Origin of the sequence: Glaciibacter superstes DSM 21135 (assembly GCF_000421145.1) — a bacterium.
Classification (GTDB): domain Bacteria; phylum Actinomycetota; class Actinomycetes; order Actinomycetales; family Microbacteriaceae; genus Cryobacterium; species Cryobacterium superstes.
This window is the reverse complement of sequence record NZ_ATWH01000006.1, coordinates 189464-214462: the sequence shown is the minus strand read 5'-3', so window position 1 is coordinate 214462 and position 24999 is coordinate 189464. Positions and strand designations below refer to the sequence as shown.

Genomic DNA, 24999 nt, shown 5'->3' with positions numbered 1-24999 from the left:
GCCTCGAGCCTACGGCTGCATCGACGCTCGGAGTGCCCGCAGGTAGTGGTTCTTCGGCCAGTGCCTGACCGAGCGGGGGAGACGCGGGTAGACGGCGGCGATCAGTTGAATGAGGCGATCGAATCGTCGCGCAGACCGCGTCGTCCAGGGCAGTTTCAACTCCGCCCTGAGCGGCTCGGGCAGCAAGCCGGCGGTCAGGAGGCGCCCGAGCGGCATCGCCGCGCGTAACAGGAGCGGCCCATGCACGGGATGGAGCAGTTGCAGCGCCACCGACCTGGTTGTCTCGTCCGTGCGCAATCGGGAAAGCTGGTCATCCCAGTAGACGGCGAACGCTGCACGGTCGGCAGGCCACAGCTCAATCGGAACCTGCAGCGTTGTTCCGAGTCTCGCGTAATCGACGTACAGTTCGTCGGCCAGCTCTGTGTCGAGCGGCCCGAACACGCGCTCGTGCATGGTGATGGCCGAGTCGTAGAGCGTGGCTGCCACCCAGAGCTGGAGCTCGGGGGTGTACGCGTTGTAGGCAACCCCGGAGTCCTCATCGTGCGGATTGTTGTGCACGGGAGCATGCGCCCGGTTCACCCGGCGACGGATGACGTCGATCTCCGCTTCGCTCCCGCACGCGACCGCGTACACGTAGGTCAATGTCGCGTGCAGCCGATCGAGCGGACGAGACGCGAAGTCGCTGTGCCGGGCAACGCCGTGGCCGACCGCGGGATGTGCCAGCTGCAGCAGGATGGCGCGACCGCCGGCGCCGATGAGCACCGATTCGGACGCGACCTCTCGAAATGTCATCGGCCGCTTCCTCTCCTCGTGGCGAGCCTAGTGTGACGTTCTGCACGACCGTCGACAGGGCGAGGGCTAGCATCGCAGGATGGGATCGCAACACCGGTATACGCACCTGCGGTCCGGCGCGCGTGGCTGGGGACGGCAAAGCTGGAAGGGTGTTGTGCTGGTGATCGGGGTGGCACTCGCCCTGGCCGGATGTGTGAACCCGGCGCCCGGGGCTTCCACCCAGACACCCACCCCCGACCCACCCGGCCGGCAGCTCGTGAGCGGGCCGGAGAAGGTCGTTGATCCTGACCTGGTGTACGCGAACGAACGACTCGCCGGGATGACCTTGCAACAGAAGGTTGCCGGCCTCTTTGTGCTGCACTACCCAGGCACGGATGCCGCGGCCATTCGCTCGTTCATCGACGGCTACGGCATCGGTGGGGTCATCCTGATGGGCGACAACATCCCGGGAACTCCGGCCGAGCTCGCCGCCATCACGGCGGGGCTGAGCGCAGACCCGGCTCTTCCGGCGCTGATCATGGTCGACCAGGAGGGCGGAATCGTGAGCCGGCTTCCGTTCGACCTTGCACCGGGGGCGGACGTTCTGAAATCCGAGCCGGTGCAGGCGACGACGGATGCCTTCGCGAGCCGTTCCGATCTCCTCGCGAGCGTTGGCATCAACGTCAACCTCGGCATCGTGGCCGATGTCACGGACGACCCGTCCTCCTTCATCTACGACCGTGTTCTCGGAGCCGATCCGGCCGGCGCCGCCGAGCGCGTCGGCGCGGCCGTTGCCGCGGAGCAGGGGGCGGTCGCCAGCACCATCAAGCACTTCCCCGGCCACGGTGAGGCACCGGGGGACTCACACGTCAGCGTGCCCGTGGCGCCGCTTGGCTACGAGGAGTGGCTGGCGCAGTCAGCGCCCCCGTTCGTGGCCGGGATCGACGCTGGCGCAGAACTGGTCATGCTCGGCCACCTCGCTTATCCCGCGATCGACCAGACACCGGCAAGCCTGTCGCCGGTGTGGCACCGTGTGCTCAGGGACGAGCTCGGTTTCACCGGTGTCATCATCAGCGACGACATGCTGATGCTCCAGCACACCGGCCTTCCCGAGTACCAGGACCCTGCCCAGAATGCGATCAGGGCGCTGGCTGCAGGCACAGGGATGCTCCTCTATCTTCTGCCGGCAGACCCGGCCACCGAAGGCATCGACGTCGGCGGCTTGATCGCCGCCGTCGTCTCAGCAGTAGAGAGCGGCCAGATCGACCGAGCGTCGATCGATGGCGCGGCGAGGAAGGCCATCGCGTTGCGACGAAGTCTTTCGCCCGTTTGAGCGATGTCGGAATAACTCCGAGGTCTATGCACTTGCATGTACCTGAGGGGTGGGCTGAAGCCGCCCGTTCCAATTCATCAAACGGAGGACATTCATATGACCGAGACCATCACCACGGAGATTCCCGGCTACCGCGCCGGCACCTGGACCATCGACCCCACTCACAGCGAGGTCGGTTTCAGCATCCGCCACATCATGATCAGCAAGGTCAAGGGTAAGTTCGAGAAGTTCGACGCAACCTTCGTGACTGCGCCGAATCCGCTCGACTCATCGGTCACCGCTACGGCCGTGGTTGCTTCGATCAACACCAACGAGCCGAACCGTGACGCACACCTGCGCACCGGCGACTTCTTTGAGGCAGAGACCCACCCGAACATCGAGTTCGTATCGACCGGTGTGCGCCAGGTCAGCGGAGAATTCCTCGTCGACGGCGATCTCACGATCAAGGGCGTGACCCGCCCCGTGACGTTCGAGTTCGAGTTCGGCGGCTTCGGTGGCGACCCATACGGAAACTACAAGGGTGGTGCCTCTGCCAAGGCCGTTGTGAAGCGCGAAGACTTCGGACTCAACTACAACGCCGCACTCGAGACCGGCGGCGTGCTCCTCGGTGACACGGTCACCATCACGCTCGAACTCCAGGCCGTTCTGGCACAGGACTGAATTGACCCGTTTCTCAGGCCTGGGCCTGGCCACCCCACCGCATTCGCTTCGTCAGCGCGGTGACGGCGGGGTTCAGGACAAACAGGAAGAATGCGAATGATCCGACCACGGTCGACAGAAGCACTACCCCGACCGCGAGGATGACCACGGCGATCCCGCCGGCGCGCCCGTTCTGGATGACGCCGGCGGGAATCCCTTCCAGCAGGTACCGTGAACGAGAAGACGCATAGAACCACTGCACCGCTCCCAGGACGACTACCCACAAGAAGGTGATGGGGAGCAGCATCCGCCCAGCGAGGTAGTCGCTGAAATCGTCGTTCAGGCTGGTGGCGAACGGCACGAACACGACTCCGAGCAGCCGAAGCGAGTTCAGCCACAGCATCACGGTGTCGGCCTGGGAGATGTACTCGAACTGCCGCACGTGCACTTTCCACAGAAAAGCGAGGAGTACAAAGCTCACGCCGAAGTTGAGCACAGACGGCCCGAGGCCGAGTAGCGCGTGCCACATGGCGTCGTCGGAGTTCGCCTTATTCAGGCTGTCGGTCGACAGCTCTAGCACCAGCAGGGTGGCCGCAATGGCGAACACCCCGTCGGTGAACGCCTCAAGCCGCCTGGTCGAAACGAGCCGGCGGGGGTGGCCTTCGGCCTGCTCTGAGCGCTGCATGGCTGAAAGTTTACTGGGACTCGATTTCGCCGACGATCTCCTCGCGAACCCGGCGCAGATCCTCCATCAGTGAACCGATCAGTATCCAGTGCTCCGGGTGGGGCATGCTGATCGTCAGCGGCGCCGTCAACGCGAGTGGTTCTGCCGTCAACGGATGGCTCCCGGCATCCGGGTCTTCGGCCTGCCTGGCCAGTAGACGCAAGTCGTGTGCTGCCCGCTCGAGTTCGATCGAAATCGCCCGAACCGTCGGCTCAAGATGCAAGGAATCGTCGTATCGATCGCGGATGGCCCTCGTCATTCCGATGGAGCGCGTGACCAGGGTGCGCAGCCGAACCTGCAGCGCAGTGTCGGCTGCGAATTCGCGCCGATAACGGGCCTGGCGCGGGTTCAGGGTGAGGCTTTCCTCTGCCTGCTCGATCGCGGAATCCGCAGCGACCTGCATCGGGCGCAGCAAGCGAGCTTTGATCATGGTCTCCTCCAGCACGGCGGTGGGCTGCGGCCCCTCAAGCGCCGTCACCATCCTGTCGAAGGAGTCGGCCACCTCACCGGCCAGGAGAATGATGGCGTTGTGTGCGGGCGCCAGGAGCACGGGAGGTACGATCACGAGATTGACAACGAGTGCGATTCCCGCCCCGATGACCGTCTCGATGATTCGGTCAAGCGCATAATCGGGCGTTGAGGCGCCGATCGACAGGACCAGCATGGCACTGATCGGAATCTGGTTTGCGGAGCCGGGAGAGAGGCGCAGCGCCCAGGCGAGCATGATGCAGATCACCACTGCCAGGAGAACGATCCAGCTCGACTGACCGAACGCCAGCGCAACGGCGTAGGCGATCAGGACGCCACCGATGACGCCGAGACTGCGCTCGACGGCCTTTCCCAGCGACTGGTTGACGCTCGGCTGCACAACGAGGAGAGCCGCGATGGCGGCGAAAATCGGAAGTTCGGTCGGGAGCAGCAACTGGGCCACCAGCCAGGCGAGAACCGTCGCGACAGAGGTCTTGACGGCCTGCAGCAGCGGAACTCGGCTCTTTGCCCTCAAGTTCGCTGTGAGTCTCACGTTCTCAGGCTAGTGCCGACTCAGCTAGCGCCGTCTCAGGCCGGTGCCGCGGCCCGTGTGGGGTCTGAACCGATATCCACGAGGCGGTTGACGGTGGCCGGCATGCCAAGGAATGTCGCGTAGTGGCCGATACTGCGTGCAAAGCCTGCTGCACGACGCTCGGAGAACGCACCGAATGGCTGGGATTCGACGGTGATACCGCGACCCTTGACCAGTCTGCGCCAGGTTCCCACAACGCGGCCATTCGACACCATGATCGGCAGGAAAATGCCATTCTTACCGGGAATGACCCGCACCAGGTCACCCGCGTCGATGCTGAACGAGCGGTCCTGATAGCCGAGCAGGTATTCGTCGAAACCACCGAGCGTGAGCACGGGGGAGCGTTGGCGAACCCGACTGCCGAGCTCGCCGACATCCGTTGCCGAATCGAGGTACAGGGTCTGGCCGTCGACATTCATCTCGGTGATCCTGTCTCTCGCAACGGCGAGTCCGATGCGGGCGTCGGCCAGGGTGAGCTGCGACCACCAGGCGAAATCCTTGACCGTCGCTGGCCCGTGGCCGCGCAGGTATCGCACCAGGAATTCGCCCAGTGCCTCTTCGCGCTCCAGGCGCCGATGGCGCGGTACCCATTCATCGAGCAGCACGAGCACCTGGGTCTTTCCGTCGATGCGACCCCAGCAGAGCGTGCCGGACTGTGCCAGGTGCCAGATCAGGTGGTAGCCACGCTGGTTTGTTGTGCCGATCCCTCGGTCTTCGAGGGCCTGCAGGAATCCCGCGCGACTGAGCTCCCTGCCGCCGGTGAGCGCGTCGACGGCAACCGCGCGGGCCTTCTCGATCACCGACTGGTCGAGGTCCAGTTGCGCCTGTCGTGTTTTCGTTCCGGCCAGCAGCCGTGGCGCGGTGAGCTGCAGCATCCAGCCCAGATCGGCAGGTGGAACAAAATGCAGCGTGCCGCGCATCGGCCAGGAACGCACGATCGCGCCAGAGTTGATGGCCGCATCGACGTCGGCAGCTGACAGACCGGGCGAACGGATGCCGATGGCCCATTTACCGGCGAGGAAGTCCTGTGCCTGCATTGCGAGCATGCGTTCGACCACGGCGACGGGGGAGTGCAGCTCGTGTTCGGCCAGTGCCTGCGCGTGCAGCCTGATGCGCGCGACGTCTTTCCGAGAAGCGGTTGTCACCATGGTCTATCGGCGCGAGTATTGGCGAGTCGGTTAGGCGAGGTCGTCGTCCGTGCGTGCCCCGAAGACGATCTCATCCCAGCTGGGCATTGACGCGCGACCGCGCTTCCCGTGGCTTCCCGTCGTGCGTGTCGGTGACGGACTCCTGGCGGGGTCCGACCGGTTCGCCGATCTGTCAGCCGAGTTCGTCGCCTGCGCCCTCGCCGCCTGCTCTGCCCAGGCGTTCCTGGCTGGTTCATTCGCCACATCATCCGCGGTCGGGAGGTCATCGAACGTGTCGAGCGGCACATCGACCAGTCGCATACCCGTCGAAGTGGGCCCGTCACTGCCGTCGTGTTCACCAGAACCGGCGGCTTCACGCTCGCCCCGTCTCTTGCGCAGTGCCTCGAGGAGGTCCGCCGTTTCGGTGAGGCTCTTCGGGGGTTCGTCCGCTCGCTTGATGGCGGCGCGTGACACCGCGTCGCTGGTGGTGACAGAACGGCTGTACGGCACAGGTTCGATGTTCGGTGCTGTGTCGCCCAGGATCTCGTCTGGGAGTGACTCGCGGAAGGTGAATGCACCGCTGTCGAAGCGGGAGACGTCGGCAGGGCTGGTTTCCGCCCCGACCGCACGCAGGCGCGGAATCAATGCGCCCTTGAGCTCACCCTGCTGGGAGAGGGCGATTGCCTCGCTGCCCATCGGGGAGAGGGCGTTCTTCTTCGGCTCGAATCCCCATCGTGCATCGTGGTCGATCTCATCTGCCGTGAAGGACAGCTTGACGATCCAGCCGCCGGCCGGTTCTTTCCAGCTTGCCCATCGTTCGTCGGTGGCGCCCAGTGCTGCCAGGCGTTCCCTGATGACACTGCCGAAGCTCGAACGGCGTTCGGCATCTTGATCGGCCGCGGTGTGCACCGGCACGCTCAGGGCCGACGAGACGATGTACTCGCGCTCGGCGATCACCGCTCCTTCGAAGCGGTTCACATAGTCGAGGGGCGCGCCAGTGACGCTGGCCACGTCTTCCGCGCTCATTCCCGACCTGATGTGCGCCTGAATCTCCTTTGGCGACAGCTTGGGTCCGGTCGACGATTCCGTTGTGGTTCGGCGAAGCCGGGACTGGAGAACATCGTCAATGGCGATCCTGAAACGATCACCCTCTTCGCTCGCTGCGAGCAGCGCGCCGTTCTCGACTCCGATAACCTTCAATTCCTGCATGGCGAAAGCCCTCTCGCGATCACTGGTGAGGCCAAGAATGCCATGAAACACCCCTGATTTCGGGGAATAGACCGGGCGCGCCGCAAGTTGATGACTGTGCTGATCAAGAGATGGGCAAAGTGGTTTGCTATTCGTCACCGTTTGATGCAAACTATGCCCGCTGATTTCGTTTGATCGGCGCTACTGGAATGGATGGGCATGGCAACCGATTACGACGCACCGCGGAAGACCGAAGACGACTCAGAGTCGATCGAGGCCCTCAAGGAGCGTGTGCCCGACAAGATGAGCGGCGTTGTTGACGTCGACGACGCGGACAACCCCGGGGGGTTCGAACTTCCCGGCGCAGACCTGTCCGATCTCGACCTCGATGTCGTCGTGCTGCCTCCGCAGGCTGATGAGTTCACCTGCGTGCAGTGCTTCCTGGTCAAGCACCGTTCCCAGGTCTCACACGAGACCAAGCTCGGCCCGATCTGCCTGGAATGCGACGCGTAAGGTCTTCAGACCGCGTACCACCCCAGCAGAGGCTAATCTTCTGAAACCGGCCGCCTCGATCCGTTGATCGCGGCGGCCAGTTTGTGGGGTCGACGACTTGAGAGCAGCCAATACGGCGTTGGGTCCCCCGGGTCGAGCACAGGAATCCGAACCACAGGGGAGACCCAGCCGCGGATGAGCAGCCACGCCCGAACGTCGAGGCGTGTTCCACGCTCCATTGTGGCTTCTGCACCTTCGAATGCCTCGGCTTCTCCCAGGAACTTCGTCTGTACGGATGCCTGGCCCGCAGTCAGTACACCGTCTGAGACCCTCACCGTCGGCGAGCCGATCGTGAACAGCAGGACACAGCCGCCGTACAGCACGACCGCGGTGACGATTCCCGCGGGAAGCGAGATCGGGGCAAGCACCAGGATGCTGGCGGGGATCACCAGGGCCGTGGCGACGAACACCCATGGCGCGGCCCAGAGTTTTTCGCGATATTCAGGCATGGCTCTATTCGATCAGATATCTGCACTACCCTCGACACGTGGCAGAAAGCGTCGAAGTACTGATTACCGCGCCGGTTGTTCCCGGCTATGCGCATCCAGGGGATGCCGGAGCCGACCTTCACTCGAATGAAGACGTCGTTCTCGCCCCCGGCGAACGGGCACTTGTCGGCACAGGTGTGGCGATCGCCCTTCCGGACGGCTTCGCGGCGTTTGTGGTTCCGCGCAGTGGGCTCGCGGTGAAGCACGGGATCACGATCGTGAACTCTCCCGGCACGGTCGACGCCGGATACCGCGGGGAGATCATGGTCACGCTGCTGAACACCGACCAACGCGAACCGTACCGGATCAGCGCCGGCGACCGGATTGCACAATTGATCGTGATGCCGGTGACGCGTGCACAGTTCGTTCCTGTTGAGCGACTGCCGGGGAGCCAGCGTGGTGAATCCGGGTTCGGCTCGAGCGGGCTCGGCGCGGCACTCGCTGAAGGAAAGAAGAGAGGTGCCGAACGATGAGTGACATCTATCCTGCCGGAGCTGCGCCCGAGCCGCAGCCGAAGTCAGCCCCCGATGACAGAGAAGAACAGGGACCGCTCGACGAGTCGGAGGCGAACCCGGTTCGCCCGTACGTTGACCTCGGCGGCGTCAAGATCCTGCCGCGGGAAGGCCTGCACCTGCGCCTGGAGATCGAGGAGGGCAGCAAGCGTGTTGTGGCCATCGGCCTCGACTACGCCGGCTCGACCCTGCAGGTCCAACCGTTCGCGGCTCCCCGGTCGAGTGGCTTGTGGCATGAGATCCGCGACCAGATCGCCGATCAGATCGGCAAGCAGGGCGGAACGACAACGCTCCGGGAAGGCCCGTTCGGGCCGGAGCTTCTCGCCGAGATCCCGGTGGCGGCAGGGCAGGGAGCCGGCGGAACGACGCGGCTGGCCCGTTTTGTCGGAATCGACGGGCCCCGGTGGTTTCTGCGTGGGGTCATCGCGGGGGAAGGCGCCGTCAACCCGGAAGCCGCGGCCGCCGTCGAAGACCTGTTCCGGAGCATCGTTGTGATCCGTGGCCAGGCGCCGATGCCGCCTCGCGACCTGATCCCGCTCCGAATGCCCGTCGGACCGACCGGTGACGCCGGCGCGTCGAACGCCTGACCGGCGCCGAAAGATCCGGCATGCCAGAAGTACCAGAGCGGCCCGAGTCTCCTGACACGCCCGGTGAACCGAGCGAACCAGGCACACCCCGTCCCAGCGACAGCGACAGCGTCCCTGGTGTGTTCGCGGAGGGGATGGCGCAGGCTGCACGGCGCGCAGGCTTCAGTCCGGCGGCCGAAGGTGAGGCGATCAGCGGCCAGGCGCTGCTGAAAGCCATGGGCGGCATCCGTGGCCTCGTTGAGGCTGTGCTGCCCGGGCTGGTGTTCCTCCTCACGTACACGTTCACGCGTGATCTGATTCCGGCTCTGATCGCGCCCGTGGTGATCGGTCTGGTCTTCGCCGGTGCCCGTCTGGCACAGAAGCAGACCGTGAGCCAGGCCATCGGCGGGCTGATCGGCATCGCCATCAGCGCGGGACTCGCCCTGCTGACGGGCAATGCGCAGGACTTCTACCTGCCCGGATTCTGGACGAATGCCGCGTATGGCGTTGCCCTTCTCATCTCCGCCCTGATCGGGTGGCCACTGATCGGTCTCGCTGTCGGATTCCTGATGGGCGACGGAACGGCCTGGCGAGAGGACGCATCGAAGCGCAAGGTCCTCACGATCCTCACGTTCTGCTGGGCAGGTCTCTTCGCGCTTCGGCTGGCTGTGCAGCTGCCGTTGTACTTCGCCGGCAATGTCGAGTGGCTGGGAGCAACGAAGCTGCTCATGGGCATCCCGCTGTACGCACCACTCCTGATCGTCTCCTGGCTGATGGTGCGGTCGGTGTACCGCGAATCCCCACGCTCTCGAGGCTGACCGTGCAGGTCGTTGACGCTCTTGATGGTCTGAGCAGTGCGGAAGCGGCGGAACGGAAATCGGCTGGACTCGGCAACGACAGCCACCAGCCGACCTCGCGGTCGGTCGGCGACATCCTGCGTGAGAACGTCTTCACGCTGTTCAACGCGATCCTCACCGTCTGCTTCATCGCGGTCCTCATCCTGGGCGACCTGCGTGACGGGTTGTTTTATGGCGTGGTGGTGGCGAACGCCCTGATCGGGATCGTGCAGGAGGTGCGGGCGAAGGTGGTTCTCGACCGCCTTGCCGTGCTTGCCGCCCCCGAAGTCCTGGTGAAGCGGGACGGCGCGGTGCAGTCAGTGGACCTCGACGGGGTTGTGCAAGACGATGTTCTGGTTCTCCGACCAGGAGACCAGGTTCCTGCAGACGCGACGGTGTTGCAGTGCACCGGACTGGTCGCGGATGAGTCCCTGCTGACCGGCGAGTCTGAGCCGGTCGTCAAGTCGGAGGGCGACAACGTGCTCTCCGGTTCTCACATCATCGCAGGAACCGGCTATGCCAGGGTCACAGCGGTCGGGGCGGCGTCGTATGCGAACCGGCTGACCACGCAGATCAAGCGGCACTCGCTGGTGCAGTCCGAGTTGCGGACGGCGACCAATCGCATCCTGGTGTACCTGTCCTGGATTCTCGGTCCGGTCATCCTGATCACCCTCGTCGGTCGGGTGCTGACCTACGGCGGGTTCGACGAGATCGTCGATTTCGGCGACGGCCGCTGGCGCGATGCCCTGCTCGACTCCGTTGCCAGCGTCGTCGGGATGATTCCAGAAGGACTCGTGCTCCTGATCAGCCTGGCGTTCGGCGTTGCCGCGATCCAGCTGGCGGGGCGCAAGGTGCTCGTGCAGGAACTGGCCGCCGTTGAAGTGCTCGCCAGGGTCGACGTGCTCTGCCTCGACAAGACCGGAACCCTGACCAATGGTGAACTCGAATTCGACCGGCTCGTGCTGTTCGACGAATCGCTCGCGCTGCCGTCGCAGCTCGCATTGGCGGCGTGGGGTGCCGACGACGCGGCGAACGCGACGGCCAGGGTGCTCGGGGAACACTTCAGCCTCGACGGCGCCGTCGTCACCTCACGGCTCCCATTCAGCTCGACCATGAAATACAGCGGTGCGGCCGTTGCGCACGGCAGCACGAGCAACGCCTGGCTGCTCGGAGCGCCCGAACGGCTGCTTGCCGAGCATCCCGCTGAACTGTCGATGGCCGAGGAGAGCGCTGCATCCGGGCACCGCACGCTCGCGCTGGTGCGGCTGGATGGCAGCCTGCCCATCGAGGCGCCTGAGCGACCGGCCGACCTCGGTCTCCACCCGGCCGCCCTGGTGGTCTTCCGCGAATCCATCCGGGCGGAGGCGCCGGCCACGCTCTCCTACTTCGCCGAGCAGGGCGTGCGCGTCATCGTCATGTCAGGCGACAACGCCGTCACCGTCGGTGCGCTGGGCCGCCAGCTCGGGCTGCACGGTGAGGTCATCGACGCTTCCACGCTGGCGGATGATGTGCAGCTGGAAGCCGCCCTGAATCGCGCGAGCACGTTCGGCAGGGTGAGCCCGGAACAGAAGCACCGCGCCGTCGGTATTCTCCAGACTCAGGGGAGAACCGTCGCCATGACCGGCGATGGCGTCAACGACGCGATGGCGATCAAAGACGCGGATCTCGGCATCGCCATGGGCAGCGCGACGGCCGCCACCAAGGCCGTTTCGCGAATCGTTCTGCTGAGCAATCGTTTCGACCGTCTGCCGGAAGTCCTCTCCCTCGGGCGACGCGTGATCGCAAACGTGGAGCGCGTTGCCAACCTGTTCCTGTCGAAGACGGTGTACGGCATTGTCCTGGCACTGGCGACAGCCGCTATTGCCGTACCGTTCCCGTTTCTGCCGAGGCAGCTGAGCCTGGTCTCGGTGCTCGCCATCGGCATCCCGTCCTTCATCTTGGCCCTCGCCCCGAACAGCAGGCTGTACACGCCGGGCGTGCTGGGGCGCATTCTCCGTTATGCCGTGCCGACGGGCATCGTCGCAGCGGTCACTGCCCTCGCTGCGTTCCTCCCGCTGTACCAGGTCATCCCGCTGAACCAGGCGAGAAGTGTTGCGACAGTCGCCCTCTTCGTGGTGTCGCTCTGGATTCTCTGCGTGCTGGCCAGGCCGCTCACCGGGCCACGACTCGCGTTGGTCGTCGGTATCAGTATCGCCATGGTGCTCGCGTGCACCGTACCCCTCACGCGCGACTTCTTCGCGATCGAGCTCGAGATGTCGTGGCCGCTGGCATTCGGCACCGTCGTCGGCATGGCGGGTGCCAGCCTGATCGAGATCAGCTACCGGATCGCGAAAAAGCGCGGCCTGGTGTTCGACCGAGAATGAGAAGCGGATGCCAGTGCTAGAGTTATCTTGACGTCAAGATAGTTTTGACAAGAGTTCACGGTCGCGAGTTCGCTCCCTGGTTAGGCTTGCCTTGCTGGCAGGGGCAGCATCCGGCCACGAAGATTGAGGGCGGCCGGTAGATCATCCGGCCACCACGAAGGAGAGGGTGGCATCGTGTCAGCGCACATCAACCCAGCGCAAAACAATCCAGAGCCTGGTAACACGGCGGTCAACAGCTTTGGGGCACGGGACACACTCCGGGTCGGCGAGAAGGACTACGAGGTCTTCCGCCTCGACGCGGTCACAGGCCACGAGAAGCTGCCGTTCAGCCTCAAGGTGCTTCTGGAGAACCTTCTCCGGACCGAAGACGGCAAGAACATCACCGAGTCGCACATTCGCGCGCTCGGCAGCTGGGTTCCCACGGCTGAGCCCGACACGGAGATCCAGTTCACGCCCGCCCGCGTGATCATGCAGGACTTCACCGGCGTGCCCTGCATCGTCGACCTTGCCACAATGCGTGAGGCCGTTGAAGCGCTCGGCGGCGACCCGAAGAAGATCAACCCGCTGGCGCCGGCTGAGATGGTCATCGACCACTCCGTCATCGCCGACCTGTTCGGCACTGAGAACGCCTTCGAGCGCAACGTTGAGATTGAATACGAGCGCAACGGTGAGCGCTACCAGTTCCTCCGCTGGGGACAGACCGCATTCGACGACTTCCTGGTCGTTCCGCCAGGGACCGGCATCGTGCACCAGGTGAACATCGAGCACCTGGCCCGCGTCACGATGACCCGTGAAGTGAATGGCACTCTCCAGGCCTACCCGGACACCTGTGTCGGCACCGACTCCCACACCACCATGGTCAACGGCCTTGGCGTGCTCGGCTGGGGCGTCGGCGGCATCGAGGCAGAGGCGGCCATGCTCGGCCAGCCGGTTTCCATGCTGATTCCGAAGGTCGTCGGCTTCAAGCTCTCCGGCACCATCCCCACCGGCGTGACGGCGACGGATGTTGTGCTCACGATCACCCAGATCCTGCGTCGCCACGGCGTTGTCGGCAAGTTCGTCGAATTCTACGGATCCGGCGTTGCCTCTGTCCCGCTCGCCAACCGCGCCACCATCGGCAACATGAGCCCGGAGTTCGGGTCAACGGCAGCGATGTTCCCCATCGACGACGTCACCCTCGACTACCTGCGCCTTACAGGCCGCAGCGACGAGCAGGTCGCCCTCGTCGAGGCGTACTCGAAGCTGCAGGGTCTCTGGCACGACGCATCCGTCGAACCGGTGTTCAGCGAGTACCTCGAGCTCGACCTCGGAACCGTGGTGCCGTCGATCGCCGGCCCGAAGCGCCCGCAGGACCGTATCGAGCTCTCCCTGGCGAAGAGCCAGTTCGAGATCGACCTCGACAACTACGCCTCCACCCCCATCTCGGGCGTCGACGCGGCAATAGAGGGCACTTTCCCGGCGTCAGACCCGATCGGGTTCACCCCGCAGGACGAAGAGTCGGCCCACGAGATCTCGCACGCGAGCGCTGACTCCCGCCACCACAGCCACGCGCCGCTGAAGCACACCCAGCCGACGGACGTGAAGCTGGCGGACGGCCGCGAGTTCACCATCGACAACGGGGCGGTGGCCATCGCGGCGATCACCTCGTGTACGAACACCTCGAACCCGTCGGTGATGCTTGCCGCGGGCCTCCTCGCCCGCAATGCCTCGAAGAAGGGCCTGAAGTCGAAGCCGTGGGTCAAGACCACGCTCGCCCCAGGCTCCAAGGTCGTCACCGACTACTACGAGAAGGCCGGCCTGAACGGTTACCTCGAAGACCTCGGCTTCTACCTGGTCGGATACGGCTGCACCACGTGCATCGGCAACTCCGGACCGCTGGAAGATGAGATCTCGGCTGCGGTCAATGAGAACGACCTGGCTGTCACCGCCGTTCTCTCTGGCAACCGCAACTTCGAGGGCCGCATCAACCCCGATGTGAAGATGAACTACCTGGCCAGCCCGCCGCTGGTCATCGCCTACGCTCTCGCCGGGTCGATGAACTTCGACTTCGAAACGGATGCGCTCGGCCAGGACACCGACGGAAATGACGTGTTCCTGAAGGACATCTGGCCGGACGCCGCCGAGGTTCAGGCGACGATCGATTCGTCGATCGACTCCGGCATGTTCACCCACCAGTACGCGAGCGTCTTCGAGGGCGACGAGCGCTGGAAGTCCCTCGAGACGCCCACCGGTGACACCTTCGAATGGAACCCTGAGTCGACCTACGTGCGTCGCCCCCCGTACTTCGAGGGCATGACCATGGAGATCACCCCGGTGTCGAACATCTCCGGTGCCAGGGTTCTGGCCAAGCTGGGTGACTCTGTCACGACCGACCACATCAGCCCGGCCGGTTCCATCAAGGCAGACAGCCCTGCCGGACGCTACCTGAACGAGCACGGCGTCGACCGCAAGGACTACAACTCCTACGGCTCGCGTCGCGGCAACCACGAGATCATGATCCGCGGAACCTTCGCGAACATCCGTCTCAGGAACCTCCTCCTGGAGGGCGTCGAGGGCGGCTACACCCGCGACTTCACCCAGCCGGACGGCCCGCAGTCGTTCATTTACGACGCGTCGGAGAATTACCAGGCGCAGGGCACTCCGCTGGTGATCTTTGGAGGCAAGGAGTACGGCTCCGGCTCGTCGCGCGACTGGGCGGCGAAGGGCACCAGCCTGCTGGGCGTCTCCGCCGTCATCACCGAAAGCTTCGAGCGCATCCACCGTTCGAACCTGATCGGCATGGGCGTCGTTCCGCTGCAGTTCCCTGCCGGAGAGTCGTGGGCGTCGCTTGGACTCGACGGCACGGAGATCGTGTCGATCACCGGACTTGAGGAACTGAACAACGGCACGACTCCGAAGACCGTTCACGTGGTCGCCGCGCCGAGCGAGAACTCGCCGGAGGGCAAGGCGACCGTCGAGTTCGACGCCGTCGTGCGCATCGACACACCGGGCGAGGCCGACTACTACCGCAACGGCGGCATCCTGCAGTACGTGCTTCGTTCCTTGGTCGCGTAAGGCTGAATCAGCGCCGCGCTGGATGAACGCCGTTGCGCGGGTGGTTCTGCCACCCGCGCAACGGCGTTCGACACGCGTAGCTCCCGGCTGAGGCCGACCCGAGCCTCCGACGGGCGCGTAGAATCGGATTGAAAAGCTGTCGCACGCGGGAAAGGTGGTTGGCATGACCCTTCTGGAGTCGATCAACGGTCCCAGGGACCTGGATTCTCTCTCGAAGGAGCAACTCATCCAGCTGGCCGGCGAGATCCGGCAGTTCCTGGTGGCAGAGGTGGCCAAGACCGGCGGGCACCTCGGCCCGAATCTCGGTGTGGTTGAAATGACGATCGCCATTCACCGCATCTTCGACTCACCGACGGATGCCATCGTGTTCGACGTCGGTCACCAGGCATACGTGCACAAGCTGCTTACCGGGCGACAGGACTTCAGCCGTCTCCGTCAGAGCGACGGCGTCGCCGGCTACCCGCAGCGCTCAGAGTCCGTTCACGACATCGTCGAGAGCTCCCACGCCTCCAGCTCGCTCTCGTGGGCCGACGGAATCTCACGCGCCTTCGAGATGACCGGGCAGTCAGACCGCCACGTGGTAGCGGTCGTCGGAGATGGAGCCCTCACCGGGGGAATGACCTGGGAAGCCCTGAACAACATCAGCGACGACAACACCCGTCGCCTGATCATCATCGTCAACGACAACGGCCGGTCGTACGCGCCGACGATCGGCGGCATGGCGCGGTTCCTGAACACTGTGCGCACCAAGCGCGGCTACCGCGACCTGTACTTCTCCAGCCGCAAGGCCTTCGACCATCTCGGAACCCCTGGGCGCGCCATCTATCGAGGGGTACGCGGAGGACTACACGGATTCCTCAGCCGGTTCACGAACAACGAAGCGCTGTACTCGAACCTCGACATCAAGTACATCGGCCCGGTGGACGGTCACGACATCGAGGCGATGCAGGAAGCGCTGAGCCAGGCGAAGGGCTATGGGGCCCCGGTCATCGTGCACACCATCACCCAGAAAGGCAAGGGATACGACCCGGCCATCAGGGACACGGCAGACCGATTCCACGCCGTCGGTCAGATCGACCCGGAGACGGGGGAATCGATCTCCTCGTCGAGCTCGCCATCGTGGACGTCGGTCTTCGCAGACGAACTGGTGAAGCTCGCAGCGAGCAATGACCGTTTGGTCGGAATTACGGCCGCCATGTTGCGGCCGACCGGCCTGCACCGGATGGCGGAGCGTTTCCCCGGACGAGTGCACGACGTCGGCATCGCTGAGCAGCACGCGGTGACCAGCGCGGCCGGGCTGGCGTTCGGCGGCCTGCATCCGGTTGTCGCCCTCTACGCCACCTTCATGAATCGTGCATTCGACCAGGTGCTAATGGACGTTGCGCTGCACAAGGCCGGAGTGACCTTTGTGCTGGACCGTGCCGGCGTGACCGGCCCTGACGGACCGAGCCACCACGGGATGTGGGACCTGGCCATCCTCCAGGTGGTGCCAGGAATCAGACTGGCCGCACCCCGCGACGCCGAACGACTGCGCGAGGAACTTGCGGAGGCCGTCGTGATCGACGACGCCCCCACCGTTTTGCGTTTTCCACGGGGAAGCGTCGGGGAGTCGATCGACGCCGTCCGGCGTCTGGACGACGGAGTCGATGTCCTGAGCGAAGGAACGACCAAAGACGTGCTGATCGTCGCCGTCGGCCCGATGGCCCAGACTGGGCTCGAGGTTGCCGAACGGCTGGCTGCGCAGGGAATCGGCGCAACAGTCGTAGACCCGCGTTGGGTCGTTCCGGTCCCGGAGAGCATCATCACCCTGGCCGCGCAGCACCGGATCGTCGTCAGCATTGAAGACGGCATCCGGGTCGGCGGAATCGGAACCCGAATCAGACAGGACCTCCGCCACGCCGGTGTCGACACGGCAGTCACCGAACTCGGTCTGCCGGATGAGTTCCTCGGGCACGGCTCGAGGAGCGAGATCCTGGAGAGCGCCGGATTGACCTCTCAGCACATCGCACGCGACGTCGTAGCGATGGTTCTCGGCAGTAAGATCCCGATCGCCAGGCCTCTGGCCGCAGACGGCACCAACACCGGTTCGATCCCCGTGAACCGTCGCAGCCGCGACTGAGTTCTGACAGCTGAACTCTGACGCCTACCTGCGGCGACGCCGGGGGAGACGGAGCACCAGGCGCAGCTGGTGACGCCTGGCCAGGATGATGGCGATGACAACCGCCGCTGTCGCCGGCACCAGGCCGGAGACGAGCATTCCCACGTGCGGGCCGAAGGATTCGACGATCCACCCCATGAGTGGCCCGCCGATGGCCTGTCCGCCGAGCAGCACGAGTACCCATACCGACATCACCCGGCCGCGCACGCGAACGTTCGACGACATCTGCACCAGCGGGTTGCCCGCCGTGAAGAAGAACTGGTTGGCAACACCGGTGGCGACCAGGACAACTGCGAACAACAGTTCCGTCGGCATCAGCCCTGACGTCGCCTGGATCACCGCCCAGACTCCACCGCAGGAGATCACCGTGCGCAGCCGAATACTGCCGCGTCGCGTCGATGCCAGCGCGCCGACAAAGGCACCGATGGCTACCAGGGTGTTGAACAGACCGTAACCGCCTGCTCCGACGTCGTACACATCGCTGGCATACGCGGCGAGCAGCACCGGCATGTTCAGGGAGAAAACCGACAGGAATCCCAGCATCACGATCGGCCAGAAGATGGTCGGCTTCGAGGCCACATAGCGGATGCCTTCGCGCAGCTGACCGCTCCGCCTCGGGGCAGGGGGAGCGCGATGCAGCGTGGACGCCTTCAACCGCGACAGGGCGATGACGGTCACCAGGCAGGCGACGGTGTTGATGCCGAATGACCAGCCGGCGCCGACCGCGACGATGAGCGCACCGCTTACCGCCGGGCCGATCAGGCCGCCGAGTTGGAAGACCGAAGAGTTGATGGTGATCGCGTTCCGCAAGTAACGCGGGCCGACGATCTCGTTCACGAACACCTGCCGCGTTGGATTGTCGACGACCGTGACAAGGCCGACCAGGAATGCGATGACCCACACCTGCCAGACCTGCACTGCATCGGTGAGGGTGAGGATGGTTAGTGCCAGGCTGAGCCCGGCGGCCACCGACTGCGTGAGCATCAACAGCATCCGTTTGGAGTAGCGGTCGACGATCACACCGCCGAACAGGCCGAAGAACAGCATCGGCGCGAACTGCATCGCCACCGTGATGCCCACCGCGGCCACGCTGCCCGTCAGTTCGAGCACCAGCCAGTCCTGGGCGATGCGCTGCATCCACGTCGCCGTCATCGCGATGACGTTGGAGACGGTGAACAGCCGGAAGTTGGGAACGCTCAGCGAGACGAGGGTCTGGCTCCACGGTTGTGGGCCGGAGGACACCGGAATGGGCTCGGTGAGCGGAGCGGTGTCGACGGGGGAAGGCACAGGTTTTCCAGAGGTGATAATCGAAGGCGTGTCTTCGACGCTACTCGCGCCGGAGCCATTCCAGGGCTAAATTGGTCATTACAGGGCTAAATTGGGCCTATAAGTTCTATTGGATATTCGAATGGATGACCATGTACGACCCTGTACTACTCAAGACGTTCCTTGCCGTGGCCGGCACGCGCAGCTTCACCAAAGCGGCGGCCCAACTCGGTATCAGCCAGCCGACGGTGAGCCAGCATGTGCGTCGGCTCGAAACCGCCGTCGGCAGGATCCTGATCGCGCGCGACACCCGCGAGGTGCGCCTGACAGACAACGGCGACGCGCTGGCCGGCTTCGCCAGGACCATCCTGGCTGCGCACGCTGCCGCTCTGGACTATTTCACCGGATCGGCGACGCGAGGCCGACTGAGGTTCGGCGCGGCGGACGACCTGGCGTTGACCAGACTGCCACGGATTCTCCGCCATTTTCGGCAGCTGAATCCGCAGATCAATCTGGAGCTCACCGTCGACCAGAGTGGGCCGCTCTACCGGCGGCTGAAGGCCGGCCATCTTGACCTGATCTTCGTGAAGCGCTCCGTCGGCGACGATGACGAAGGGTCGCTTGTCGGCACCGACCGCGTGGTGTGGGTGGGGCAGGAGAAGACGATGATCGAGCCAGGCGAGCCGGTGCCGCTGATCACCTATCGTGCCCCGAGTCTGAGCCGGCAGTTGGCGATCGACGCACTCGAGGCATCCGGTCGCACCTGGCGTATCACCTGCACCACCAGGGAGGTCAACGGCGTTCTTGCCGCCGTTCGAGCCGGTATCGGCATTGCGGTCTTCCCGCAGTCGTTGATCCCCGATGACCTCGTCAAAGTGAGCAACCGGTTCGAACTGCCAGAGCTTGGGCAGGTTGACTTCACGCTGATGTCGAACCCGTCGGCGGCGCGCGAGCCGATCGAGGCATTGAGTTCTGCCATCAGGGGACGCACGCTGGTTCGCCCCCGATAACAACGGATGCCGCGCTCGGCACGCGCCCAGAATCGCCAATCGCGCCCAGAATCGCCGCTCCACCCGCGATTCTCGGCGGAAGCGGCGATTTCGGGCGGTCTCAGGCGCCGACTCCGCGGATCGTCGGGTGGTGGAACGTGTCGCCGAAGACCCGCTCGCTTGCCCCGACCCGGTCGAGGTACGGGGTCAACCCGCCCATCTGGAACGGCCAGCCCGCACCGAGGATCATGCACAGGTCGATGTCCTCCGCCGCGTGCACGACGTCGTCTTCCAGCATCCGGTGAATCTCGTCGGCCAGGCCATCTTCCAACCGACGCAGGATATCGTCCGCGGACAGCGGGCTCTTCCCACCCGACACGATCTTCAGGGCCGTCTTGTCGAAGCCTTTGACCTTGCCCTTTGCGTCCTTCTCGAGCAGGGTGCCGTGCTCGGCGAGTTTGTGCAGATTCTCGCTGCGGTAAAAGCGGTCGGGAAAGGCGGCGTGGTGGGTATCGAGCACGTGCGCCCCGACCTTCAGTCCGACCAGGTCAAGCAGAACGGATGGTGCCATCGGGAGGCCGAGCGGCGCCATAGCCTGGTCGACGACCTCGAACGGCGTGCCGTTGTCGACCGCGTGCATCGCCTCACCGAGCAGCTTCGCAAGCACTCTGTTCACCACAAAGCCGGGCGTGTCTGCCGTGATCACGGCGTTCTTGCGCAGCTTGGCCGCGATGACCATGGCCGTGGACAGGGTGGCCTCGTCGGTGTTCGGCGTGTTGACGACCTCGATCAACGGCATGAGCGCGACCGGGGTGAAGAAGTGGAAACCGACAACACGCTCCGGATGCTCCAGCTTGGCCCCGATCTGTTCGACCGAGAGAGACGACGTGTTTGTGGCGAGCACTGCGTCTGGCGCGATGTGCTTCTCGATCTCGGCGAACACATCCTGCTTGATTTCGAGCTCTTCGAAGACGGCCTCGATGACCCAATCGCAGCCGGCGAAGTCGGCCTTGTCTGTCGTGCCGGTGACCAGTGCGCGGAGCCGGTTCGACTCGTCGGGTGAGATGCGGCCCTTATCGAGCAATTTGCCGATCTCGTCGTGGATGTAGGCAACCCCCTTGTCGACGCGTGCCTGGTCGAGGTCGGTGATGACCACCGGAACACGCAATCGCCGCACGAACAGCAGCGCGAACTGGCTCGCCATATAGCCGGCGCCAAGGACGCCGACCCTGGTGACCGGCTTGGCCAGTGCCTTGTCCGGCGCTCCGGCGGGGCGCTTGGCACGCTTCTGCACCAGGTTGAAGGCATAGATGCTTGCCTGCAACTGATCACCGGAGATCAGGTCGGCAAGCGCTTCGTCCTCTCGAGCGAATCCTTCGGCCTTCTTGCCGCTCTTTGCGGCCTTGAGCAGGTCAAGGGCCCGGTACGGGGACTTCGGAACCGATCCGAGCCGGTTCTCGAGCATCTTGCGTGCGATACCGATCGCCGCATCCCACTTGACCAGCCGCTCGACCTTGCCTGGTGTGTGGGGCCGGGGCACCTTGGTCGTGCCGGCGATGACGCCGTCGGCCCAATTGATCGACTCTTCGAGGAAGCGGGCTGAATCGAACATGGCGTCTGCGATGCCGAGCTCAAGTGCGTCGACGGCTTTGAGCGTGCGGTTGTTCTTCAGTGGATTCTCGATGACCACCTTGAGGGCGTTCTCAATACCGATCAGGTTCGGCAACAGGTAGGCGCCGCCCCAACCGGGAATCAGGCCGAGGAAGACCTCGGGGAGCGCGATCGCAGGAGCCGAGGCATCCACCGTGCGATAGTCGGCGTTCAAACCAATCTCGAGCCCGCCACCGAGTGCGAGGCCATTGATGAAAACGAACGACGGCACGCCAAGGTCGGCCTGCTTGCCGAGTGCATGGTGCCCGAGCTGTGCCAGCTTCACGCCGATCTCCCGTGAGGGGATCTCACTGACCTTGCTGAGGTCTGCCCCCGCAGCCAGGATGAACGGCTTGCCGGTCACTGCCACACCGTGGATCTCGCCGCGGGCTGCTCGTTCCTTCAGTTCGTCCATCGTCTTTGAGAATTCGAGGAGGGTGACCGGGCCGAGCGTGTTCGGCCTGGTGTGGTCGCGACCGTTGTCGAGGGTGACCAGGGCGAGCACACGGCCGCCGGAGAGCGGAACGTCGCGCACGAACGAGTGTGTGACGACCTCGTCGGCAGACAACTCAAGGAGTGATTCAAAATCGATGCTGGCGTAGTCGGTCATCGCTTTCCTGCCTTCTTGCTGAAGTTCGGGTTCTCCCAGATGACGGTGCCGCCCTGGCCGAGTCCGATGCACATCGCGGTGACCCCGTAACGCACCTCCGGGTGTTCGGTGAACTGCGCGGCGAGCTGGTTCATCAGGCGAACGCCAGATGAGGCGAGCGGATGCCCGATTGCGATGGCGCCGCCGTACTGGTTCACGCGTGGGTCGTCATCGTCGATGCCGAAATGGTCGAGGAAGGAGATGACCTGCACGGCGAACGCCTCGTTGAGTTCGAACAGGCCGATGTCGCCGATCGTCAACCCGGCCTTGCGCAGCGCCTTCTCCGTTGACGGAACCGGACCGAGTCCCATGACTTCCGGCTCAACGCCGGCGAAGGCGAAGCTCACCATCTTCATCTTGACGCTGAGTCCGAGTTCCTTCGCCGCGTGGCTGCTTGCGAGCAGGCAGGCGGTGGCGCCGTCGTTGAGTCCTGACGCATTGCCCGCGGTGATGCGCCCGTACGGGCGGAAGGGAGTCTTCAGCGCGGCGAGGCCCTCCATGGTGGTCTCTGGCCGTGGAGCCTCGTCGCGGGTGGCGAGTCCCCAGCCGGCCTCGCTGCGGATGGCGACGGGTACGAGATCCGGCTGAATCTTGCCTGCCTCGTAGGCCGCTGCCACCTTCTGCTGACTGGCCAGGGCAAAGCGGTCTGAACGTTCCTTGGTGTACGCGGGGAACCGATCGTGGATCCTCTCGGCGGTCGCGCCCATCACGAGCGCGTCTTCGCCGACCAGCTTCTCCGAAAGGAACCGCGGGTTCGGGTCGACGCCTGAGCCCATCGGGTGGCGCCCCATGTGTTCGACGCCACCGGCGATCGCCAGGTCGTATGCGCCGAATCCGATGGCGGAGCCCATGGTAGTGACGGCGGTCATGGCCCCCGCACACATGCGATCAATGGCGAACCCTGGAACAGACTTCGGCAGGCCGGCCAGGAGGGCAGCGGTCCGCCCAAGCGTGAGCCCCTGGTCACCGGTCTGGGTGGTGGCGGCGATGGCCACATCGTCGATCCGTTCGCCCGGTACGTTCGGGTTCCGTTCCATCAGGCCGATCATGGCCTTGACCACCAGGTCGTCTGCTCTGGTGTTCCAGTACATGCCCTTTTCGCCTGCGCGTCCGAACGGGGTGCGAACCCCGTCCACAAACACGACTTCTGCTCTCTCGGCCACAATGCCTCCATCAATCGGATCAGGTCAATCTCGATCTTAGAGTGGCCAAATTTGCCGCAAGAATCCTTTGATTGTTCCTACGAAGAGGGCTCGGCCGGTGACGGCGTCGTTTGGCGGGCTTCCACAAAGGCATCGGCAATCACCTGTGCGATTGCGTCAACCTGCCAGGGTCTCGCACCCGATTCTGACAAGGCAACGGCGACGGATGCTGCGTCAGCGGGTTCGGGGGGAGTCCAACACAGTCTGCGCAGATACTCCGGTGTCAGGAGGTTCTCGGCCGGAATCAATCGCTCCTCGGCGACCTTGGCGATGGCGGCTCGCGCTGCCTTGTACCGCAGGTCGGCCTCGGGGTTCCGGCCAGACCAGGAGCGCGGGGGAGGCAGTGTGTCGCCGTTCGGACGCATTACCGGCATATCGTCTGTGGTCAGCCCGTCGTGCACGGCTTTCCACCAGCGGTCGATCTCTGTGCGGCTGGCACGGCCGCTGAACTCGCGGAGCTCTGCCAGTACCTGTTTCGTCTCTGGTGCACGCTTGGCGGCGGCGAGCAGGGAGGCATCGGGCACCAAGCGGCCGGGGGAGACATCCAGTTCCCTGGCAAGTTCGTCTCTGGCCAGCCAGAGCTCCCTGGCGATGGCCAGGCTGCGTTGCCCACGGATGCTGTGGATGCCAGAGAGGCGACGCCATGGGTCGGCGCGCTGCGGCTTGGTCTCCTTGGCGCGTACTGCATCGAACTCCTGTACGGCGATGGCGGATTTGTCTGACTCTTCGAGCATCATCGCCATTTGGTCCCGAAGATCGGGAAGCAGCTCGACGTCGAGTGCTGCGTACACAAGCCACGACTCTGGCAGCGGTCTGGTCGACCAGTTCGCCGCCGAATGTTCTTTGGCCAGGTGGATACCGAGCAGTTCCTCTACAACGGTGCCGAGCCCCACCCTGGGCATCCCGAGGAGCCTGGCGGCGAGTTCGGTATCGAAGATCCGTGACGGGTCGAGGCCGACTTCGCGCAGGCAGGCGAGATCCTGGCTGGCGGCATGGAGAATCCACTCCTCCTCTGCCAGGACTGCGTTCAGTTCGTCGAAGCGACCGATGCTCGGTGGATCGAAGAGGAAAGTGCCAGCGTCACGTCGGTAGACCTGGATCAGGTACGCGCGTTGCGAATACGTGAAACCGGATGCCCGCTCCGCGTCGATGCCGACGGGGCCGATTCCTGCGGCGATGGCCGCGACGGCCGCCAGGTAGGCGTCCTGTGTGTCGATCACCCGATGGTCAGCCACGCGGGTTCCGTCGCGCCGAGAGCAGGCTGACTCCCTCTCCGGCTGGTGGGAGTCCGGCGAGCATGCACAACAGTTCGCCCCATCCCTCGACGTGGGCGGTGACGTTGTGGTCCTTCGGCGTCCACGACGCTCGTAATTCGATCTGCGCACCGTCACCCTGCCTGGCGAGTTCGCCGAACCCGGAGGAGATGATCTTGGTCGCTGTGCCGGATGCCGATGAGTACTGCGCCCCGCGCGCATCGAGGGCGTCGACCAGCCAGGCCCAGGCGACTTCGGCCAGGAACGGATCGAGACCGATATCGGTCTCGAGGGGCGCCTGGGCGAAGCACACCACCCGGAATGCACCGCCCCATGCTTCCGGTTCTTCCGGGTCGTACAGAAGGATGAAGCGGCCCGTGCCGAGATCGGAGTCAGAACCGTGGCGTGCCGGGCTGACGTCCGCAGCCAGGGCGACGGCGTGAGGGGCGAGGTTGCCAGGCGCCGTGATCTCGTTGACGATGAGTTCCGAGCGGGTCTGTGCTCGCCGGATCGCATCCAGCGCAGCTGCGAACGCCGGAGGCAACGTTGGCTTGTCGTGTGTTTCGGGCACGTTCGCAGACTAGAGTTTTTTTCGGGCGCTGTCGCTGAGGCACGCCGA

The 24999-nt window shown here is 64.6% G+C and carries 21 protein-coding genes; 10 read left to right on the top strand and 11 right to left on the bottom strand.

Annotated features, from left to right (window positions below):
* Nucleotides 1-9 precede the first annotated feature (9 nt).
* Nucleotides 10-792, bottom strand: a complete 783-nt coding sequence (locus K323_RS0110280) for an oxygenase MpaB family protein (RefSeq protein ID WP_022885199.1) — start codon at nt 790-792, stop codon at nt 10-12.
* Nucleotides 793-871: 79 nt separating this feature from the next.
* Here K323_RS0110280 and K323_RS25335 point away from each other — a divergent pair, with 79 nt between their 5' ends.
* Together K323_RS25335 and K323_RS0110270 are read left to right on the top strand one after the other, a co-directional pair.
* On the top strand, nt 872-2104 hold the full coding sequence (locus K323_RS25335) for a glycoside hydrolase family 3 N-terminal domain-containing protein (protein ID WP_084697163.1): 1233 nt from the start codon (nt 872-874) through the stop codon (nt 2102-2104).
* Between the two features lie 96 nt (nt 2105-2200).
* Nucleotides 2201-2764 (top strand): YceI family protein, encoded by a 564-nt coding sequence (locus K323_RS0110270; protein ID WP_022885197.1) that lies wholly within the window; start codon nt 2201-2203, stop codon nt 2762-2764.
* A gap of 13 nt (nt 2765-2777) precedes the next feature.
* Here the strand turns inward: K323_RS0110270 and K323_RS0110265 are convergent, their stop codons facing one another.
* Genes K323_RS0110265 through sepH form a run of 4 tightly spaced genes read right to left on the bottom strand, consistent with a single transcriptional unit; the run spans nt 2778 to nt 6863 of the window.
* On the bottom strand, nt 2778-3428 hold the full coding sequence (locus tag K323_RS0110265; protein ID WP_022885196.1) for a TMEM175 family protein: 651 nt from the start codon (nt 3426-3428) through the stop codon (nt 2778-2780).
* A 10-nt stretch (nt 3429-3438) separates the two neighbouring features.
* Nucleotides 3439-4488, bottom strand: coding sequence for an FUSC family protein (locus tag K323_RS0110260; protein ID WP_022885195.1), 1050 nt, complete (start codon nt 4486-4488; stop codon nt 3439-3441).
* A gap of 35 nt (nt 4489-4523) precedes the next feature.
* On the bottom strand, nt 4524-5672 hold the full coding sequence (locus K323_RS25330) for a winged helix DNA-binding domain-containing protein (protein WP_211219842.1): 1149 nt from the start codon (nt 5670-5672) through the stop codon (nt 4524-4526).
* A gap of 33 nt (nt 5673-5705) precedes the next feature.
* Entirely contained in the window at nt 5706-6863 is a 1158-nt protein-coding gene (gene sepH / locus K323_RS0110250) for a septation protein SepH (protein ID WP_026851511.1), read from the bottom strand.
* 198 nt (nt 6864-7061) lie between these two features.
* Here sepH and K323_RS0110245 point away from each other — a divergent pair, with 198 nt between their 5' ends.
* On the top strand, nt 7062-7355 hold the full coding sequence (locus K323_RS0110245) for a DUF4193 domain-containing protein (protein ID WP_026851510.1): 294 nt from the start codon (nt 7062-7064) through the stop codon (nt 7353-7355).
* Nucleotides 7356-7387: 32 nt separating this feature from the next.
* Here the strand turns inward: K323_RS0110245 and K323_RS0110240 are convergent, their stop codons facing one another.
* Nucleotides 7388-7843 carry a DUF3093 domain-containing protein gene (locus K323_RS0110240; RefSeq protein WP_022885191.1) on the bottom strand — a complete coding sequence of 152 codons (456 nt, stop codon included), beginning with the start codon at nt 7841-7843 and terminating at the stop codon, nt 7388-7390.
* A 38-nt stretch (nt 7844-7881) separates the two neighbouring features.
* On the opposite strand from K323_RS0110240, the gene dut reads away from it, so the two are divergent.
* From dut to dxs, 6 genes are all read left to right on the top strand, one after another.
* Nucleotides 7882-8355 (top strand): dUTP diphosphatase, encoded by a 474-nt coding sequence (gene dut, locus K323_RS0110235; RefSeq protein WP_022885190.1) that lies wholly within the window; start codon nt 7882-7884, stop codon nt 8353-8355.
* Nucleotides 8352-8981 carry a DUF3710 domain-containing protein gene (locus K323_RS0110230; protein WP_026851509.1) on the top strand — a complete coding sequence of 210 codons (630 nt, stop codon included), beginning with the start codon at nt 8352-8354 and terminating at the stop codon, nt 8979-8981. Before dut ends, K323_RS0110230 begins: the two co-directional genes overlap by 4 nt.
* Before the next feature lie 20 nt (nt 8982-9001).
* Complete coding sequence (locus K323_RS0110225) at nt 9002-9778, top strand: DUF3159 domain-containing protein (RefSeq protein WP_026851508.1); 777 nt, start codon at nt 9002-9004, stop codon at nt 9776-9778.
* 2 nt (nt 9779-9780) lie between these two features.
* Nucleotides 9781-12159, top strand: a complete 2379-nt coding sequence (locus tag K323_RS0110220; RefSeq protein WP_022885188.1) for an HAD-IC family P-type ATPase — start codon at nt 9781-9783, stop codon at nt 12157-12159.
* Nucleotides 12160-12333: 174 nt separating this feature from the next.
* Nucleotides 12334-15213, top strand: a complete 2880-nt coding sequence (locus K323_RS0110215; protein ID WP_022885187.1) for an aconitate hydratase — start codon at nt 12334-12336, stop codon at nt 15211-15213.
* Between the two features lie 163 nt (nt 15214-15376).
* The gene (dxs, locus tag K323_RS0110210; protein ID WP_022885186.1) at nt 15377-17332 is read left to right on the top strand and encodes a 1-deoxy-D-xylulose-5-phosphate synthase; all 1956 of its coding nucleotides are present in this window, start codon (nt 15377-15379) and stop codon (nt 17330-17332) included.
* 24 nt (nt 17333-17356) lie between these two features.
* On the opposite strand, the gene K323_RS25325 is transcribed toward dxs, so the two are convergent.
* Nucleotides 17357-18658 (bottom strand): MFS transporter, encoded by a 1302-nt coding sequence (locus K323_RS25325; RefSeq protein WP_022885185.1) that lies wholly within the window; start codon nt 18656-18658, stop codon nt 17357-17359.
* Nucleotides 18659-18789: 131 nt separating this feature from the next.
* Between K323_RS25325 and K323_RS0110200 the strand changes: the two genes are divergently transcribed.
* Nucleotides 18790-19647, top strand: a complete 858-nt coding sequence (locus K323_RS0110200; RefSeq protein ID WP_026851505.1) for a LysR substrate-binding domain-containing protein — start codon at nt 18790-18792, stop codon at nt 19645-19647.
* A gap of 100 nt (nt 19648-19747) precedes the next feature.
* Here K323_RS0110200 and K323_RS0110195 read toward each other — a convergent pair whose 3' ends face one another.
* From K323_RS0110195 to K323_RS0110180, 4 genes are all read right to left on the bottom strand, one after another.
* A complete protein-coding gene (locus K323_RS0110195) occupies nt 19748-21886 on the bottom strand; it encodes a 3-hydroxyacyl-CoA dehydrogenase NAD-binding domain-containing protein (RefSeq protein WP_022885183.1) in 2139 nt (712 codons plus the stop codon).
* Nucleotides 21883-23088, bottom strand: a complete 1206-nt coding sequence (locus K323_RS0110190; RefSeq protein WP_022885182.1) for a thiolase family protein — start codon at nt 23086-23088, stop codon at nt 21883-21885. Before K323_RS0110190 ends, K323_RS0110195 begins: the two co-directional genes overlap by 4 nt.
* Before the next feature lie 77 nt (nt 23089-23165).
* The gene (locus K323_RS0110185; protein ID WP_022885181.1) at nt 23166-24362 is read right to left on the bottom strand and encodes an HRDC domain-containing protein; all 1197 of its coding nucleotides are present in this window, start codon (nt 24360-24362) and stop codon (nt 23166-23168) included.
* On the bottom strand, nt 24355-24951 hold the full coding sequence (locus K323_RS0110180; RefSeq protein WP_022885180.1) for a DUF3000 domain-containing protein: 597 nt from the start codon (nt 24949-24951) through the stop codon (nt 24355-24357). The genes K323_RS0110185 and K323_RS0110180 overlap by 8 nt, the downstream gene beginning before the upstream one ends.
* Between the last annotated feature and the right edge of the window lie 48 nt (nt 24952-24999).

Bases quoted from the DNA above. Each gene is read 5' to 3' on its own strand.
- K323_RS0110280 (WP_022885199.1), bottom strand. From the start codon at position 792: ATGACATTTCGAGAGGTCGCGTCCGAATCGGTGCTCATCGGCGCCGGC.
- K323_RS25335 (WP_084697163.1), top strand. From the start codon at position 872: ATGGGATCGCAACACCGGTATACGCACCTGCGGTCCGGCGCGCGTGGC.
- K323_RS0110270 (WP_022885197.1), top strand. From the start codon at position 2,201: ATGACCGAGACCATCACCACGGAGATTCCCGGCTACCGCGCCGGCACC.
- K323_RS0110265 (WP_022885196.1), bottom strand. From the start codon at position 3,428: ATGCAGCGCTCAGAGCAGGCCGAAGGCCACCCCCGCCGGCTCGTTTCG.
- sepH (WP_026851511.1), bottom strand. From the start codon at position 6,863: ATGCAGGAATTGAAGGTTATCGGAGTCGAGAACGGCGCGCTGCTCGCA.
- K323_RS0110245 (WP_026851510.1), top strand. From the start codon at position 7,062: ATGGCAACCGATTACGACGCACCGCGGAAGACCGAAGACGACTCAGAG.
- K323_RS0110240 (WP_022885191.1), bottom strand. From the start codon at position 7,843: ATGCCTGAATATCGCGAAAAACTCTGGGCCGCGCCATGGGTGTTCGTC.
- K323_RS0110230 (WP_026851509.1), top strand. From the start codon at position 8,352: ATGAGTGACATCTATCCTGCCGGAGCTGCGCCCGAGCCGCAGCCGAAG.
- K323_RS0110225 (WP_026851508.1), top strand. From the start codon at position 9,002: ATGCCAGAAGTACCAGAGCGGCCCGAGTCTCCTGACACGCCCGGTGAA.
- dxs (WP_022885186.1), top strand. From the start codon at position 15,377: ATGACCCTTCTGGAGTCGATCAACGGTCCCAGGGACCTGGATTCTCTC.
- K323_RS0110200 (WP_026851505.1), top strand. From the start codon at position 18,790: ATGTACGACCCTGTACTACTCAAGACGTTCCTTGCCGTGGCCGGCACG.
- K323_RS0110195 (WP_022885183.1), bottom strand. From the start codon at position 21,886: ATGACCGACTACGCCAGCATCGATTTTGAATCACTCCTTGAGTTGTCT.